At 75.4% G+C, this 15,770-nt stretch carries 13 protein-coding genes; 6 read left to right on the top strand and 7 right to left on the bottom strand.

Going from position 1 to position 15,770, the window contains the following annotated elements:
- Window position 1: 1 nt before the first annotated feature.
- The 3 genes from ACOTKD_RS06440 to rsmH are packed head-to-tail and all read right to left on the bottom strand — an operon-like array spanning window position 2 to window position 3,469.
- On the bottom strand, window positions 2–1,939 hold the full coding sequence (locus ACOTKD_RS06440; protein ID WP_424887874.1) for a peptidoglycan D,D-transpeptidase FtsI family protein: 1,938 nt from the start codon (window positions 1,937–1,939) through the stop codon (window positions 2–4).
- 4 nt (window positions 1,940–1,943) lie between these two features.
- Window positions 1,944–2,513: a septum formation initiator family protein gene (locus ACOTKD_RS06435; RefSeq protein WP_424887873.1), complete on the bottom strand. Its 570-nt coding sequence runs from the start codon at window positions 2,511–2,513 to the stop codon at window positions 1,944–1,946.
- Window positions 2,510–3,469 carry a 16S rRNA (cytosine(1402)-N(4))-methyltransferase RsmH gene (rsmH, locus tag ACOTKD_RS06430; RefSeq protein ID WP_424887872.1) on the bottom strand — a complete coding sequence of 320 codons (960 nt, stop codon included), beginning with the start codon at window positions 3,467–3,469 and terminating at the stop codon, window positions 2,510–2,512. Before rsmH ends, ACOTKD_RS06435 begins: the two co-directional genes overlap by 4 nt.
- Window positions 3,470–3,901: 432 nt before the next feature.
- Here rsmH and ACOTKD_RS06425 point away from each other — a divergent pair, with 432 nt between their 5' ends.
- The 4 genes from ACOTKD_RS06425 (at window position 3,902) to ACOTKD_RS06410 (ending at window position 9,408) form a co-directional block, all read left to right on the top strand.
- Window positions 3,902–4,453, top strand: a complete 552-nt coding sequence (locus ACOTKD_RS06425; RefSeq protein WP_424887871.1) for a beta-class carbonic anhydrase — start codon at window positions 3,902–3,904, stop codon at window positions 4,451–4,453.
- 160 nt (window positions 4,454–4,613) lie between these two features.
- A complete protein-coding gene (locus ACOTKD_RS06420) occupies window positions 4,614–5,621 on the top strand; it encodes an AAA family ATPase (RefSeq protein ID WP_424887870.1) in 1,008 nt (335 codons plus the stop codon).
- The gene (locus ACOTKD_RS06415) at window positions 5,618–6,997 is read left to right on the top strand and encodes a DUF58 domain-containing protein (RefSeq protein ID WP_424887869.1); all 1,380 of its coding nucleotides are present in this window, start codon (window positions 5,618–5,620) and stop codon (window positions 6,995–6,997) included. The genes ACOTKD_RS06420 and ACOTKD_RS06415 overlap by 4 nt, the downstream gene beginning before the upstream one ends.
- A complete protein-coding gene (locus ACOTKD_RS06410) occupies window positions 6,994–9,408 on the top strand; it encodes a transglutaminaseTgpA domain-containing protein (protein ID WP_424887868.1) in 2,415 nt (804 codons plus the stop codon). The genes ACOTKD_RS06415 and ACOTKD_RS06410 overlap by 4 nt, the downstream gene beginning before the upstream one ends.
- Window positions 9,409–9,517: 109 nt before the next feature.
- Here ACOTKD_RS06410 and ACOTKD_RS06405 read toward each other — a convergent pair whose 3' ends face one another.
- Both ACOTKD_RS06405 and ACOTKD_RS06400 read right to left on the bottom strand, forming a co-directional pair.
- On the bottom strand, window positions 9,518–9,922 hold the full coding sequence (locus ACOTKD_RS06405; RefSeq protein ID WP_235485611.1) for a DUF3040 domain-containing protein: 405 nt from the start codon (window positions 9,920–9,922) through the stop codon (window positions 9,518–9,520).
- A 237-nt stretch (window positions 9,923–10,159) separates the two neighbouring features.
- Window positions 10,160–10,921 carry a methyltransferase gene (locus tag ACOTKD_RS06400; protein WP_424887867.1) on the bottom strand — a complete coding sequence of 254 codons (762 nt, stop codon included), beginning with the start codon at window positions 10,919–10,921 and terminating at the stop codon, window positions 10,160–10,162.
- Between the two features lie 213 nt (window positions 10,922–11,134).
- Between ACOTKD_RS06400 and ACOTKD_RS06395 the strand changes: the two genes are divergently transcribed.
- Window positions 11,135–11,749 (top strand): TetR/AcrR family transcriptional regulator, encoded by a 615-nt coding sequence (locus ACOTKD_RS06395; RefSeq protein WP_424887866.1) that lies wholly within the window; start codon window positions 11,135–11,137, stop codon window positions 11,747–11,749.
- A gap of 386 nt (window positions 11,750–12,135) precedes the next feature.
- Complete coding sequence (locus ACOTKD_RS06390) at window positions 12,136–13,662, top strand: phytoene desaturase family protein (RefSeq protein WP_424887865.1); 1,527 nt, start codon at window positions 12,136–12,138, stop codon at window positions 13,660–13,662.
- Between the two features lie 33 nt (window positions 13,663–13,695).
- Here the strand turns inward: ACOTKD_RS06390 and ACOTKD_RS06385 are convergent, their stop codons facing one another.
- Entirely contained in the window at window positions 13,696–14,745 is a 1,050-nt protein-coding gene (locus ACOTKD_RS06385) for a hypothetical protein (RefSeq protein ID WP_424887864.1), read from the bottom strand.
- A gap of 42 nt (window positions 14,746–14,787) precedes the next feature.
- Complete coding sequence (gene metF / locus ACOTKD_RS06380; RefSeq protein ID WP_424887863.1) at window positions 14,788–15,705, bottom strand: methylenetetrahydrofolate reductase [NAD(P)H]; 918 nt, start codon at window positions 15,703–15,705, stop codon at window positions 14,788–14,790.
- Window positions 15,706–15,770: the final 65 nt, after the last annotated feature.

Below are 15,770 nucleotides of genomic sequence, written 5' to 3'. Positions count from 1 at the left end.
CTCACTCGTCGTCGTAGCTCACCGGCAGCCGGGGCGGCTGGGTGCCGGACGGGGGTACCTGCAGGGTCTTCAGGGCGAACTCCATCACCTGCTTGTAGACGGGTCCGCAGATCTGGCCGCCGAAGTAACTGCCCTTGGTGGGGTTCTGGATGGCGCAGTAGACGGTGAGGCGCGGCTGGTCGGCGGGGGCGAAGCCGGCGAAGGAGGCGGTGTAGCCGTGGTAGCGGCCGGTCTGCGGGTCCACCCGGTTGGACGTGCCGGTCTTCCCCGCGACGCGGTAGCCGGGGATCTTGGCCTTGGTGCCGGTGCCCTCGCGGTCGTCGACGACGGACTCCAGCATCGTGGCGAGCTCCCGGGCGGTGCGGTCGCTGATGACCCGGGTGCGCTCGGGGACGGGCGCGGGGGTGAAGCGGCCGTCGGGTCCCTTGGTGCCGCGGACGAGGGTGGGCCGGATGCGCTCGCCGCCGTTGGCGATCGTGGAGTAGACGGAGGCCGCCTGGACGGCGTTGAGCGAGAGGCCCTGGCCGAAGGGGATGGTGTACTGCCGGGAGCCCTGCCACTTGGCCGGCGGGGCGAGGATGCCGGGCGTCTCGCCCGGGAAGCCCAGGCCGGTGGGCTCGCCGATGCCGAACTTCCGCAGGTACGAGTGGAGGACCTGGTTCGCCCGGCCCTGGTCCTTGCCGAGCTGCTCGGCGGCGAGGATCGTGCCGATGTTGCTGGACTTGGCGAGCACGCCGTTGAGCGTCAGGTGCCAGGTGGAGTGGTCGACGTCGTCGGCGAAGGAGCGGTCGGCGCGCGGCAGCCGGTTGGGCACCTCGACGTGGGTCGTGGGGGTGGCGGCGCCCTCCTCCAGGACCGCGGCCATGGTCATGACCTTGCTGACGCTGCCGGGCTCGTAGGCGTCCTGCAGGGCGGCGTTGCCGAGGGCGTCGCCGTCGGCGTGGGCGAGGTCGTTAGGGTCGTAGCCGGGGGCGTTGGCCATGGCGAGGATCTCGCCGGTGCGGTTGTCCTGGACGACGACGTAGCCGCGGTCGGCGGCGGACTCCTGCACCTGCCGGGCGATGGCGTTCTGGGCGGCCCACTGGATGTCCCGGTCGATGGTCAGCTCGATGTCGGAGCCGGGCACGGCGGGCTGTTCCTTGACGTCGCCGGTGGGCACCTGGCGGCCGCCGGACTGGGCGTAGACGAGCTTGCCGTCCCGGCCGGCCAGGACACCGTCGAACTGGGCCTCGATGCCGCCGCCCCCGCGGCCCTCCGCGTTCACGAAGCCCAGTATCCCGGCCGCGAGGCCGCCGTTGGGGTAGACGCGCTTGCTGTGCGGTTCTCTGTTGACCCCGGCGAGGACGTCGGCGCCCTCCTTGCGCTGCGCCCGGGCGGCGGCCGCCTTCTTGAGCTCCTTGATCTTGTTCCAGACCCTGGGGGGCTGCCGGCGGGCGAGGACGACGTACTTGGACTTGGGGTTGGCGGTGAGCTTCTGCTCCAGGACGGCGGGGCGCTCGCCGAGGACGGGCGCGAGCAGGGCCGCGGCCCGGCGCGCCGCGCCCTCGGTCTTGATGCGCTCGGGGGTCAGCAGGTCGGGCGCGGCGGTGATGTCGTAGGCGTCGACGGTGGTGGCGAGGTCGACCCCGGAGCGGTCGGTGATGGTGCCCCGCTCGGCGGCCAGGGTGACCGGAATGTACCGGTTGACGTTGGCGCGGGCCGCGTAGGCGCTCGCGTCGAAGGCCTGTACCTGCAGCAGCCGGACGGTGAAGACGAGCAGGACGAGCGTGAGGCCGAAACCGACCATGCGCAGCCGGGGCCGGGGGCTGCCGAGCCGCAGGGGCCGGTCGCCGGCGGCCTTCAGGCGGGCGGGGCGGGCCGGGGGGCGGGCGGGCTCGGGGACGCGGCGGCGGGCCGGCCCGGGCTGCCTGGGGGGCCGGCCCCCGGGGTTCTGCGGCACAGCGTCACCTGCCGGAGGTCGGGGTGGTCGGCACTGCCGTGGGAGGGGGCACGAGGGCCGGCGCGGGGGCCGGCGGCGGTACGGGGGCGGGCGCACCGGCAGCGGGCGGTGCGGAGGCGGCGGCCGGCCCCGGCAGGGGCACGAGTGCCGGGCGGGGCGCGGGCATGAGGGCGGGCCGCGGTCCGGGGCCGGCGGGTGCGGGAGCGCGGTAGGCCACCGTGCCGTCGCCGGCCGGGGACGGCTGGCCGCGGACCGTGCCGTCGGGGCTGAGGAAGGCGGGGTTGCCGCCGGGGACCATGCCGAGCTCGCGGGCGCGGCGCTCCAGGGCGTCGGGGGCGGCGAGCTGGTCGACCTCCTGCTGGAGGGCCTGCTGCTCGTCGGTGAGCTCGGTGGTCTTGCGCTGGAGGCGGGAGAGTTCGAAGGAGCCCTGGTTGAGGGCGGAGTTCAGCAGCAGGAGCGAGATCAGGCCGGAGCCGAGCAGCACCACCACGAGGAGGACGAAGGGAGTGCGCTTGGCCCCGACGGGACCCACCAGGCGGCCCAGCCGGGTGCCCCGGCGGGCGGCCGGGGTCACCGGATGTCCTCGCGGATGCGTTCGGCGCCGCGCAGCCGCGCGGGGGCGGCCCGCCGGTTCTCGGCGACCTCTTCCTCGGTGGGCAGTTCGGCGCCGCGGGTGAGGAGCTTCAGGCGGGGCTGGTAGCGCTCGGGGACGACGGGCAGGCCGGGCGGCGCGGTGCTGGTGGCACCGGCGGCGAACACCTGCTTGACGATGCGGTCCTCCAGGGACTGGTAGGACAGCACGGCGATGCGGCCGCCGACGGCGAGCGCGGCGACGGCGGCGGGGATGGCCGCCTCGACGCTCGCGAGCTCGGCGTTGACCTCGATGCGCAGGGCCTGGAACGTGCGCTTGGCGGGGTTGCCGCCGTGCCGCTTGGCGGCCTGGGGCAGCGCCTCGCGGATGACGTCCACGAGCCGGGCGCTGTTGCCGAACGGCTCCTTGGCGCGCTCGCGGACGATCGCCTCGACGATCCTGCGGGCCTGCTTCTCCTCGCCGTAGGCGCGCAGGATGCGCACGAGGTCGCCGGGGGCGTACGTGTTGAGGACCTCGGCCGCGCTGATGCCGGTCGTCTGGTCCATGCGCATGTCGAGCGGGGCGTCCTGCGCGTAGGCGAAGCCGCGGTCGGCCTCGTCCAGCTGCATGGAGGAGACGCCGAGGTCGAAGAGGACGCCCTGGACCTTGGGAATGCCGAGCCGCTCCAGGACCTCGGGCAGCTCGTGGTAGACGGCCCGGACGAGCGTGGCGCGCTCCCCGTAGGGCTTGAGCCGCGCTCCGGCGAGCTCCAGGGCGGTGGGGTCGCGGTCGAGGGCGACGAGCCGGGCCTCGGGGAAGGTCTTGAGCAGCGCCTCGCTGTGCCCGCCGGCGCCCAGGGTGCAGTCGACGACGACGGCGCCGGGCTCGGTGAGAGCGGGAGCGAGCATGTCCAGGCAGCGCTGGAGCATGACGGGGACGTGTCGCGCGTTGCTGCTCATGCGCCCTTCTGAGTTAGGGGTGCCCGGGGCGCGCGCGGGCGGTCCGTATCCCCGGGTCCCCGCCCGCTCCAAGGGGAAGCGGCCTGCCCGGCACCGGGGAAGGGGCGCCGGACGACCGGGGAGCGGGAGGAGGCCGAGGGGTGCGTCCGCGTCGCGCACGTGCGGGCTTTCGGTGTCCAGGGGGAGCGTCAGGCCTCCCACTTCGCGCCACTTTAGTCCACTCGTCCCGCCGGTCAATCAACTGGCCAGCGCGTCCCGGCCCGGGCGCGGCGCGGCCGCCCGGCGCCCGTGATGTTGGCGGGAACGGCACCGTTCACCCGGACGGCAGGGGGGCCGCCACCCGTGTGGCTTACCTCACAGACCAGGTTATGGGGAGGATTTTGTGGTCCCCGTAACGGGCCCGGGGCCGCAGCGCCGACTACCGTCGTTCATATGTCGATACCCGCGTCCCAGCCGGCGCCCCCGAGCCCCGACAGCACCCGGCAGCCGACGGTCACTGACCGTCTCGTTCAGGCCAATGCCGAGTACGCCTCCCACTTCACCGACCCGGGCATGGACGCGCGCCCCGTCCTCAAGGTCGCCGTCGTCGCCTGCATGGACGCCAGGCTCGACCTGCACGCCGCCCTGGGCCTGGAGCTCGGTGACTGCCACACCATCCGCAACGCGGGCGGCGTCGTCACCGACGACATCATCCGCTCGCTGACCATCAGCCAGCGCGCCCTCGGCACCCGCTCCGTCGTCCTCATCCACCACACGGGCTGCGGTCTGCTCACCCTGACCGAGGACTTCCGCCACGAGATCGAGGCCGAGGTCGGGCAGCGCCCGGCGTGGGCGGTGGAGGCCTTCAAGGACTTGGAGCAGGATGTCCGGCAGTCCATGCAGCGCGTCCGGACCTCGCCGTTCCTGCCCCACACCGACGACGTCCGGGGTTTCATCTTCGATGTGACGACCGGCCTGCTGCGCGAGATCGACCCGCAGCACTGATTGTCCACAGGCGGTGACGCGGCGCCGCGCGGGCGGCCAGAATGCGGAGAGGACGCCGCCCCTGTGTGACGCACGGGGCGCGGTGTCCGTATTCCGGGGGCGGGTGCCCGGTCCGTGACCGATGGACCGCAAGCCCGCAGGACGGGCCGAGGAGGGCCGGGTGACGACCTATGACGAGCGAGCCAGCCTGAGCAGTCTGACCGCCACCGCGGAGCGGGTGCGCGGGGCGGTCGAGGGCGTGATCGAGGGCAAGCCGGAGGTCGTACGGCTCTCGCTGACCGTGCTGCTGGCCGAGGGCCACCTGCTGATCGAGGACGTGCCGGGCGTGGGCAAGACGATGCTCGCCAAGGCCCTGGCCCGGTCGATCGACTGCTCGGTGCGGCGCATCCAGTTCACGCCCGACCTGCTCCCGTCGGACATCACGGGCGTGAGCGTCTTCGACCAGCAGCGGCGCGACTTCGAGTTCAAGCCGGGCGCGGTCTTCGCCCAGATCGTCATCGGCGACGAGATCAACCGCGCCTCGCCCAAGACCCAGTCGGCGCTGCTGGAGTCCATGGAGGAGCGGCAGGTCACCGTCGACGGGCACACCTACGAGCTGCCGAGCCCCTTCATGGTGGTGGCCACGCAGAACCCCGTCGAGATGGAGGGCACGTACCCGCTGCCCGAGGCCCAGCGCGACCGCTTCATGGCGCGGGTCTCCATGGGCTATCCCAGCCCCGAGGCCGAGCTGCGGATGCTGGACGCGCACGGCTGCTCCGAGCAGGCCTCCCCGCTGGACGACCTGCAGCCGGTCGCCCACGCCCACGAGATCGTCAAGCTCGTCGAGGCCGTCCGCACGGTCCACGTGGCCGACGCCGTGCGGCGCTACGCGGTCGACCTCGTCACCGCCACCCGCCACCACCCGGACCTCAGACTCGGCGCGTCCCCGCGGGCGACGCTGCACCTGGTGCGGGCCGCCCGGGCCGCGGCCGCCCTCGCGGGCCGCGAGTTCGTCCTGCCGGACGACGTCCAGGCGCTGGCGGTGTCCGTCCTCGCCCACCGGCTGCTGCCCACGGCCCAGGCCCAGCTGGGCCGGCGCAGCGCCGAGCACGCCGTGCTCGACATCCTCCAGCGCACTCCCGTGCCGGACCCGTCGGCGCAGGCGTGGCGGCAGGCGCGGCGGCTGTGACGGGCCCGGGGGACGACACGGGCCCCGGGCCCGGCCGGAGGGCCGGGGGCGGCAGCGGCCTGTGGGCGGCGCTGGGCGGGCTGACCACCCGCGGGCGCTCCTTCCTGGCGGCCGGCATCGCGGCCACCGTGTGCTCCTACGTGCTCGGGCAGGCCGACCTGCTGCGGGTCGGGCTGTTACTGGCCGTGCTGCCCCTGCTGTGCGTGGTGGCGCTGCACCGCACCCGCCACCACGTCACGGGCAGCCGCCGGCTCACGCCCGCGCGGATCCCCGTCACGGCCGACGCCCGGGTCCAGCTGCGGATCGACAACGTCTCCCGGCTCCCCACCGGCCTGCTGATGCTCCAGGACCGGGTGCCCTACGTGCTGGGCCCGCGCCCCCGCTTCGTGCTGGACCGGATCGAGCCCGGCGGCCGGCGCGAGGTCTCCTACCGCGTCCGCTCCGACCTGCGCGGCCGCTACCCCCTGGGCCCGCTGCAGCTGCGGCTGACGGACCCCTTCGGCATGTGCGAGCTGACCCGCGGCTTCAGCGCGTACGACACGCTGACGGTCGTGCCGCACACCGAGCCGCTGCCCCCCGTGCGCCCGGGCGGCGCGAGCCCGGGCCACGGCGACGGCCTGCGCCGCTCCCCCGCCCTGGCCGGCGAGGACGACGTCATCCCCCGCGGCTACCGCCACGGCGACGACCTGCGCCGGGTCCACTGGCGCTCCACCGCCCGCCACGGCGAGCTCATGGTGCGCCGGGAGGAACAGCCGCGCCGCGCCCGCTGCACCGTCCTGCTGGACACCCGCCGCGCCGCCTACGAGGGCGCGGGGCCGGGCGCGCCCTTCGAGTGGGCGGTCTCGGGGGCCGCCTCCGTCGCGGTGCACCTGCTGGAGCAGGGCTTCTCCGTGCGGCTGCTCACCGACGCCGGGAGCGCCGCCCCCGGCCCGGAGGGCCGTTCCGCCTCCCCGCACGACCCGGCGGAGGCGGCGGGCCTGGTGCTGGAGACCCTCGCGGAGGTGGAGCACTCGGAGGGCACGTGCCTCTCGCCCGCGCTCGCCGCCCTGCACGGCGGCGAGGGGCTGCTCGTGGCCTTCCTCGGCGGTCTGGACGAGGAGCAGACGGCCCTGGCCGCCCGGATGCGCGGGCGCGGCGGCGCGGCCGTCGCCTTCGTCCTGGACCCCGCCGCCTGGCGGGATGATCCCGCTCCCCGGGCGCGCGGCGCGGCCGAGCAGCGGCTGCAGGTGCTGCGCGAGGCGGGCTGGACGGCGCTGCCGGCCGGTCCGGGGGCCTCGCTGCCCGAGCTGTGGCAGCTGGCCGGCGGTCCGGGCCCCGCGGCGCCCGCGCCCTTCTCCGGCCCCTCCGGGGCGGGCACGGCGGGAGGCCGGCCGTGACGGGGCAGGCGCGCCTGACGGTGAGCGCCGCGGTGGCCACGCTCGCCGCGTCCTGCGCGATGCTTCCGCTGGTCGACAAGAGCACGTGGATCGTGCAGGCCGCCTTCCTGCTCACCCTCCAGAGCACGGCGGGTGCCCTCACCCGCCGCGTGCCGCTGGCCCGGCCGCTGACCGTGGCCGTGCAGGCGCTGACCGGGCTGCTCCTGCTCACCGTGGCCTTCGCCTACGAGCAGGCGGTCGCCGGAGTGCTGCCGGGGCCGGAGGCCTTCCACGAGTTCGGGCAGCTGGTCCAGGAGGGCGCCGAGGACGTCGGGCGGTACGCGATCCCCGCGCCGGCGACGGCCGGCATCCGCCTGTTGCTCGTCGGCGGCGTGCTGGTCGTCGGCCTGGCGGTCGACGCCGTGGCGGTGACGTACCGCAGCGCCGCGCCCGCCGGGCTGCCGCTCCTCGCGCTGTACTCCGTGGCCGCCGGGCTCGGCCAGGGCGCCCACGGCCGACTGTGGTTCGTGGCGGCGGCGAGCGGCTATCTGCTGCTGCTCCTGGCCGAGGGGCGGGAGCGGCTCGCCCGCTGGGGCCGCGTCCTCAGCGGGCGCCGGACGGCTCCCCCGGCCCCGGGACCCGCCACCGCGGCGGGCGGCGGCCGCCTCGCCCGGGTCCGTACGGGCCGGCGCATCGGGGCGCTGGCCCTCGGCATCGCCCTGGCCGTGCCGGCCGCGCTGCCCTCGATGCGGGGCGGGCTCTTCGAGCCCGGCGGTCCGGGCTCCGCCGCGGCCTCCGGCCCCGGCGGCACCACCTCCGTCAAGCCGCTCGTGGCCCTCCAGGACAGCCTCAACCAGCCGGAGAACCGCGAGCTGCTGCGCCTGCGCTCCTCCACCGAGAACACCCGCGACCTGTACCTGCGCATCGTCGCCCTCGACCGCTTCGAGGGCGCCGCGTGGCAGACCACCGAGCGCCCCCTGACGGAGCTGCCGGCGGTCCTGCCCGCCCCGCCGGGGCTCGCCGCCGGGGTCCGTACGTCGCGGGTCGACACCACCCTCACGGCCTCCGACGGCTACGCCCAGAACTACCTGCCGCTGCCCTACCCCGCCGAGGAGGTCCGCGCCGAGGGCCGCTGGCGCTACGAGCCGGAGGGGCGGGTCCTGGCGGGCGAGCGCGGCCAGACCACCCGGGGGGTCCGCTACCAGGTCTCCAGCCTGCAGGTGGAGCCCACCGCCGCCCAGCTCGCCGCGGCGCCCGCGCCCCCGGAGGAGATCCTGCGCGCCTACACCCGGGTGCCGTCGTCGCTGCCGCCGGTGGTGGCGCAGACGGCCCGCAAGGTGACGGCCGGCTCGGCCAACGCCTACCAGCAGGCGGTCATGCTGCAGGACTGGTTCTCCGTAGGCGGCGGCTTCCAGTACGACACGCAGGTGGCGTCCGGCACGGGTGCCGAGGCCGTCGCCCGGTTCCTCACGGCCAAGCGGGGCTTCTGCATCCACTTCTCGTTCTCGATGGCGGCCATGGCCCGGACGCTGGGCATCCCCGCGCGCGTGGCGGTCGGCTTCATGCCGGGCACCCCCATGGCGGACGGCTCGGTGTCGGTCGGCTCCAAGGACGCCCACGCCTGGCCCGAGCTGTACTTCGAGGGCATCGGCTGGACGCGCTTCGAGCCGACGCCCAGCCGCGGCACCACCCCCGAGTACACCGTCGCGGAGCCCTCGCCGGGCGCCGAGCCGGGCGGCGGCCCGGCCCCGCCCCCGGACCGGACGGCCGTGCCCCCGTCGGCGCCCAAGGGCACGGACGCCTGCCCGCCCGCGCAGAAGAGGCTCGGCGAGTGCCGGTCCCCGGCCGCGCCCGTCGAGGGCTCCGGACCGGCCTCGGGCGGTCCGTCGGCGGGCACGGTGGCGGGCGTCGCGGTGGCCGTGCTGGCCGCCCTGGGGCTGCCCCTGCTGCCCATGCTGTGGCGCAGGCGGGTGCGCGCCCGCAGGCTCGGCGGGCCCGGACCGCGGGCCCGGACCGCCCCTTCACCGACGCCCGGAGCGGCCGCTCCTGCGGACGCCGCGGCCGCCGGGCACACGCTGGCGGCCTGGCGCGAACTGACGGACTCCGCCTGGGACTACGGCATCCCGCCCGACGACTCCCGCTCCCCGCGCGGCGCCGCGGCCCGCATCGTCGCCGCCGGCGCCCTGCACGGGGCGGCCGCCGAGTCCGCGGGCAGAGTGGCCGCCGCGGTCGAGCAGGTGCTGTACGCGCCCCGGCCCCGGCCGCTGCCGGGGCTCGCGGAGGACGTTGAGTGCGTACGGGCCGGGCTGCACGCCGCCGCCGGCCGGGGTGCCCGGCTGCGCGCCGTCCTGCTGCCGCGCTCGTCCGCCCGGCTGCTGTGGAGCCTCGCGCGGCCGTGGAGCTTCTCGCGGCGCCGGTCGGCGGCCGCCTGAACGGCACCCGCGGGAGACGGATATGGCGTGGGGTCAGGAGACCTGCTCCCGACCCCACGCCATGAAGAGTCCGCGTTCACCCAAGGGTTCGCAGAAGGACTGTGCGGGCTCAGTGGCCCTGTTCGTCGCGGCGGCGCTGCCAGCGCTGCTCGATGCGGTCCATCATGCTGCGGCGCGGGCGCATCTGGCCACGGCCGCCGAGCTGCCCCGCCGGGCCCGTCCCCTGCTGCGCACCGGCCCGCGGCGCCTTGCGCCAGCCCGTGACGGCCAGGGCCGCGCAGCCGAGCATGACGAGGAAGCCGACCACGCTGATCCAGTACTGCCCCTGAATCATGACGCCGGTCATCAAGAGCGCGATACCCACCAGAAACCCGGCGACCGCCTGGTAGACCCGTCGCCGGGTGTACGTGCGCAGGCCGCTGCCCTCGAGCGCTGTCGCGAACTTGGGATCTTCGGCGTACAGCGCTCGCTCCATCTGCTCGAGCATGCGCTGCTCGTGCTCCGAGAGCGGCACGGAGTCCTCCTACTCGTCGGTCGCGGGGGGCGACCGGGTGCGACCCTTTCAGGATAGGCAGGGAATCGCCCCCGTGAAACCCGCCCCTCTGCGCCAATCCGCCCACCGGTGTCCGTGTGGCGACCGGTGGCGTCGGGACGTACATTCCCGGTTCGCCGATCGGCCATGCCGGACGGTGTCCCCCGATCATACGGGGCGAACCGGCTGATCGGGTGGCCTGTGACCTACAGCGCGCGATCAGCCACGCTCGGCCAGTACGTGCAGTTGGGTCGCCACGGAATGGAAGGCGGGCAGCGCGGCCGCGGCCGCCTCCAGCTCGGCGAGCGCCTCCCGCGCTCCGGGCTCCGCGTCGAGCAGCACGCCGGGCACCAGGTCGGCGAAGACCCGGACGCCGTGCACGGAGCCGACCTCCAGACCCGCTGCCTCGACGAGCTCCGAGAGCTGCCCGGCGGTGAAGCGGCGCGGCACCGGGTCGCCCGCGCCCCAGTGCCCGGCGGGGTCGGCGAGGGCCTGGCGGGCCTCGGTGAAGTGCCCGGCGAGCGCGCGGGCGAGGACCGCGCCGCCCTGGCCCGCGGCCAGCAGGCTCAGGGTGCCCGCGGGACGCAGCGCCTCGATCACGTTGCGCACGCCCTGGGCGGGGTCGTCCACGTACTCCAGGACGCCGTGGCAGAGCACGACGTCGTAGGAGCCGCGCTCGACCACGTCGAACAGGCCGGTGGCGTCGCCCTGGACGCCGCGGACCCGCTCGGCGACGCCGGCCTCGGCGGCCCGGCGCTCCAGCGCGAAGAGGGCGTTGGGGCTGGGGTCGACGACGGTGACGCGGTGGCCGAGCGCGGCCAGCGGCACCGCGAACTTGCCGGAGCCGCCGCCGGTGTCGAGCACGTCCAGCACGCCGCCGGCCGGGGCGGCGGCCTTCACCCGGCGGTCCAGGGCGTCGCGCAGGACCTCCCAGACCACGGCGGTACGCAGGGAGGCCCGGGGGCGCAGCGGGTCTGACACGGCGGATGGCTCCTCGGCGGTGGATCGGCGGACGAAGGTGTCCGCCCCAGCCTAATGCGCCCGGGCGGGACGGCGGCCGACGCAGTGGCCGAGCGCGCCGCGGCGCCTTCCCGGGGGCCCGGCCGGAAGGGTCCGGCCTGCACGAATGCCCGTGCGGCCACCCGGGGTTGACGCGGGGGCGGGGGCGGCGGGGCGGGCAGGGAGAATCACTCCATGGACAGCAGCAGCACGCGCCGTCAGAACACCCGGCGGAAGCTCTTCGCCGCCGCGGTGACCCTCATCGCCGAACAGGGCTTCTCCTCCACCACCGTGGACGAGATAGCGGAACGGGCCGGGGTGGCCAAGGGCACCGTCTACTACAACTTCGCGAGCAAGACCGACCTGTTCGAGGAGCTGCTGCGGCACGGGATGGAGCTGCTGACCGGCTCGCTGCGGGCGGCGGCCGAGGAGGCGGCCGAGTGCGGCGGCGGCCGGTCCGGCGCCCTGGACGCGATGATCCGCGCCGAGCTGGACTTCGTCGCCCGCCACCCGTCGCTGGCCCAGCTCTACGTCGCCGAGCTGTGGCGGACCAACCGGGCCTGGCAGCCGACGCTGGCGCGGGTGCGGCAGCAGGCCGTCGAGGTGATCGAGTCCGCGTTACGGGAGGCCGGCGCTGCCGGCGACCCGGTCTCGGACAGCGACATCCCGCTGACGGCGTCGGCGGTGTTCGGCATGGTGCTGGTGGCCGCGCTGGACTGGCGGTCGTTCCAGCCGGAGCGGTCCGTCGACGACGTGCACGCGGCGCTCTCGCGCCTGCTGCAGGGCCGCCTGAACGGGGCCGTCCGCTAGCGCCGGCGCGGCAGGGGAGGGGAAGCCACCGGAACCGGTGGGCGGAGCCCGCCGGCGCACGCGTGCGTCCCGGCACAGGCCGATCCCCCTCGGCCCATGCCGGGACGCCGTTCCCCCGTACTCCCCCCGAGTCCCCCGCAGGGACCCCCGTCCCCCCGGTCACGTCGGGGGTGCCGCGCCGTTCCGCAGCCCCGTGCCGGCGGTGCCGGCGCCGCGCCCCTTCCGTGTGCACCACTCTTCCGCGCGGCGGGCCGCGGCCCATCCGTGCACCTACTCATCTCCTCCTCTGAGTACGGGTACTCAGCCCCGGGTGTTCAGCCCCATCGCGAGCGGCCGGCGAACGCCGAGGAACGGTGCTGTCGGTGCCGCCGGATAAAGTCGTGCCCATGGCACGGATTGCGGTGATCGGCGCCGGGATGGGCGCGATGGCGGCCGCTGCCCGGCTGGCCGTCGCGGGCCACCGGGTGACGGTGTACGAGCGCGCGGCGACGCACGGCGGAGGCGTCGGGCGGATGACGCGGGACGGCTTCGCCTTCGACACGGGACCGGGGCTGCTGCACCTGCCGGCCGTCTACCGCGACCTGTTCGTGAAGACGGGCAAGGAGTCGCTGGAGCAGAGCCTGGGCCTGGTCCAGGTCGACCCGGCGAGCGCGCACGTCTTCGCCGACGGCACGTCCGTGGCGCTGCCCAACGCGTCCCGGGCCGGTGTGGTCCGGGCGCTGGACGAGGCCGTGGGCGCGGGTGCGGGCGAGCGCTGGAGCGAGCTGGTGAACCGGGCCCGCGCGGTGTGGGACGCCACGCGCCGGCCCCTGCTGGAGGAGCCGCTGCTCGCCGACCCGGAGTATCTGGAGGCCCTGGGCCACGATCCGTATCCGGGGCTGCGCAAGCGCGGCCTGTTCCGGCGGAGCACCCCGGCCGTGCTGGCCGCCGTCGCCGGGCGCGAGCTGAAGGACCCCCGCCTCGCGGCCCTGCTGGAGAGTCACGCCCTGGCGTACGGGCTGGATCCGCGCACCGCCCCCGCGAGCGCGGCGGTGCTGCCGTACATGGAGCAGACCTTCGGCAGCTGGTACGTGCGCGGCGGCATGCGCGGCCTGGCGGACGCCGTGTACGAGCGGTGCCGCAAGCGCCGGGTGGAGTTCGTCTTCGGCGCCGAGGTCGTGGCCGTCACCGAGAAGGACGGCCGCGCCGCCGGCGTGGAGCTGGCGGACGGCCGCGTGGACGAGGCGGACACGGTGGTCGCCGGCGTCTCGCCCGGGGTGCTGCGGCGGATCGCGCCGGCGGCCTGCGGGCCCGCCGTCCGGCCCGGGCCGCCGGTGCCGCCCGGCCGGTTCACGGTCTTCCTCGCGCTGCGCGGGGCGCGGGCCGCGGGCGCAGCCCACCGCACGGTGGTCCACGCCCCGGACCGCGGCGCGGAGTTGGCGGGCGTCTTCGGCGAGGGCACGCGCGGCCCGGCCGCGCTGCACTACCGGCCGACGGTGACGGTGCTGCGCCCGGACGATCCGGACGTCCGCCCGGACGAGGGCCACGAGGCCGTCACGCTGACCGCCACGGTCGCCCCGCACGGCCGGGTGGACTGGGCGGACGAGGCGACGGCCGCCGGTTTCGCGGAGCGGATGCTGGACGCGGCGGAGGGGCTGCTGCCGGGCCTGCGGGACCGGCTGCTGTGGCACGAGGTCCGCACGCCCGCGGACACCGAGCGGGCGACGGGCGCCGAGGGCGGGGGCGTTCCGGCGCCGGTGCTGGCCGGCGGCGGGGGCGCGTTCCTCCGCACGGCCAACGCGACGCCGCTGTCCGGTCTGTACCTCGCGGGCGGCTTCGCCCACCCCGGCGGGGGGCTGGCCCACGCCGGGATGTCCGGGACGATGGCCGCGGGCCTGATCGTCTCCGGGGCGGACTGGCGCGGCTCCCAGTAGGGCCGCGGCCCGGGGTGAGCCCCGGGCCGGGGCTCAGTAGCGGTGCTGCTCGTTGTACTGCTCGCCGTAGCCCTGGCCCTGGGCCGGGGGCTGCTGCGGGTACGCGTGCGGGTAGCCCTGCGGGGCGGGCGGCAGGTCATTGTCGCGCTGCTGCGGCACCCAGACCCCGCCGGGCGGGGTGTCCATGTCGTACTGCTGGGCCGGTGCGTAGGCGTCGGCGGGCTGACCGCCCATGCCGTACGGCTGGGCCGCCGTCTGCGGCTGCTGGTACTGCCCGTAGGAGTCGTACGGGTCGTAGCCCTGCTGCCGGTTGCCGATGTAGGGGTCGGAATACGCCGCGTACTGGCCCTGCCCGTAGTCGAATTGTTCGGGGGCCACCGGGGCGGCCTGGGGCTGTGCGCCGTACGCGTCGCCGTAGGGGGCGTAGCCGCCGTCCTGAGCCGGGGCGGTGGCGTAGCCGGTGTCGCCGTAGCCTCCGTAGCCCGCGCCGGGGGCGGGTGCGGTTTCGGCCAGGGGCGGCTGCTCGGCGGCGGGCGCGACGGGGTCGCCCGCGGGCTCCTGGAGCGGGGGGACGGCGGGCATGGCCGCGGTCTCGTCGAGCGGCGGGGCGGAGGAGACCAGAGGAGCGGGTGGGGCGGGCGGGGCATCCGTGCGCTCGCCCCTGCGGCGCCGGCCGGCCCGCGGCTCCTTCGCGCCGTGGTCCTCGGCGGCCGCTTTCCCGGCACGCTTACCGGACTTGACGCCCCTGCCGGACTTTCCGGCCTTGGCGGACTTACCGGGATTGCCGGATTCGCCGTTGCCGTCCGCCGCGTCGGCGGCGTCCCGGCCGTCCCGGCGGAGCGCCCAGCCGCGGGAGAAGCCCCGGCGGAAGGAGAGCGTCACATAGGTCTGCCCGACGGCGAACGCCACCGCGCCCACCGCGATGACCGCGACGGACGGGATGACGACCCCCGCGACGACGCCGAGGAACCCGGCGAAGGCGAGGAGGCGCCAGCGCAGTCGCGCCTTGTACTGCAGCAGCACCTCGCCGAGCAGCCAGAGCGCGACGACGCCGAACGCGATGTAGAGGACCGTCCAGCCCATTTACGCCCCTCTCGTGGCCGCAGCCCTTCGAGGGGCCGGCCGTCAGGACCGCTGGTGCAGTCCCAGATTCTCGTAGATTTCCAGCGTCGCCGTGGAGTGGTTCAGGGTAATGAAGTGCAGCCCGGGAATCTCCTCGGCCATCAACCGAGCGCACAGCTCCGTGGCGTACTCGATCCCGATCGAGCGTACAGCGGCCCGGTCGTCCTTGACCGCGAGGATCCTCTCGGCCAGCGCGGGCGGGAACGCGGCATTGCTGAGCTGCGCGAACCTCTCGATCTGGCGGACGTTGGTGACGGGCATGATCTCGGGGATGATCGGGGTGTCGCAGCCGGCGGCGGCGACCCGGTCGCGCAGCCGCAGATAGTCCTCGGGGTAGAAGAACATCTGGGTGATGGCGAAGTCCGCGCCCGCGCGGCACTTGTCCACGAAGTACCGGATGTCCGTGTCCCAGTCGGTGGAACGGGGATGCATCTCGGGGAAGGCCGCGACGCCGACGCAGAAGTCGCCGGACTCCTTGATGAGCCGGACGAGGTCGGCGGCGTAGTGCAGGCCTTCGGGGTGGCGCACCCACTCCCCCATGGGGTCGCCGGGCGGATCGCCGCGCAGGGCCAGCATGTTGCGGATGCCGACGTCGGCGTACTGGCCGATGATGTTGCGGAGCTCGGCCTTGGAGTGGTTGACGGCTGTCAGGTGGGCGACGGGCGTGAGCGTCGTGTCGGTCGCCATGCGCTCGGTCACCCGCACGGTGCCCTCACGGGAGGAGCCTCCCGCGCCGTAGGTGACGGAGACGAAGGTCGGGCCGACGGCCTCGATCCGGCGGATGGCGTCCCAGAGGGTGCGTTCCCCCTTCTCGGACCTCGGGGCGGCGAACTCGAAGGAGTACGAGCGCTCGCCTGAGGCGAGCAGCTCACGCACCGTGCGCGCGTGGTCTGTCCTGGTGGAGGCGGTACCAAGGGCCATACCCGAAGTTAACCAGCGGTTCCCGCGGCCCCCAATCCCACTTTTGCGATTTGCCCGATAGGCCG

This window comes from Streptomyces sp. XH2, assembly GCF_049725035.1.
In the GTDB taxonomy this organism is placed as follows: Bacteria; Actinomycetota; Actinomycetes; order Streptomycetales; family Streptomycetaceae; genus Streptomyces; species Streptomyces roseoverticillatus.
This window is presented reverse-complemented; position numbering and strand designations above follow the sequence as displayed.

What these genes read in the sequence shown, in the direction of transcription:
- ACOTKD_RS06390 (WP_424887865.1), top strand. Translation starts at nt 12,136, where the DNA reads ATGGCACGGATTGCGGTGATCGGCGCCGGGATGGGCGCGATGGCGGCC.
- ACOTKD_RS06385 (WP_424887864.1), bottom strand. Translation starts at nt 14,745, where the DNA reads ATGGGCTGGACGGTCCTCTACATCGCGTTCGGCGTCGTCGCGCTCTGG.
- ACOTKD_RS06395 (WP_424887866.1), top strand. Translation starts at nt 11,135, where the DNA reads ATGGACAGCAGCAGCACGCGCCGTCAGAACACCCGGCGGAAGCTCTTC.
- ACOTKD_RS06425 (WP_424887871.1), top strand. Translation starts at nt 3,902, where the DNA reads ATGTCGATACCCGCGTCCCAGCCGGCGCCCCCGAGCCCCGACAGCACC.
- rsmH (WP_424887872.1), bottom strand. Translation starts at nt 3,469, where the DNA reads ATGAGCAGCAACGCGCGACACGTCCCCGTCATGCTCCAGCGCTGCCTG.
- metF (WP_424887863.1), bottom strand. Translation starts at nt 15,705, where the DNA reads ATGGCCCTTGGTACCGCCTCCACCAGGACAGACCACGCGCGCACGGTG.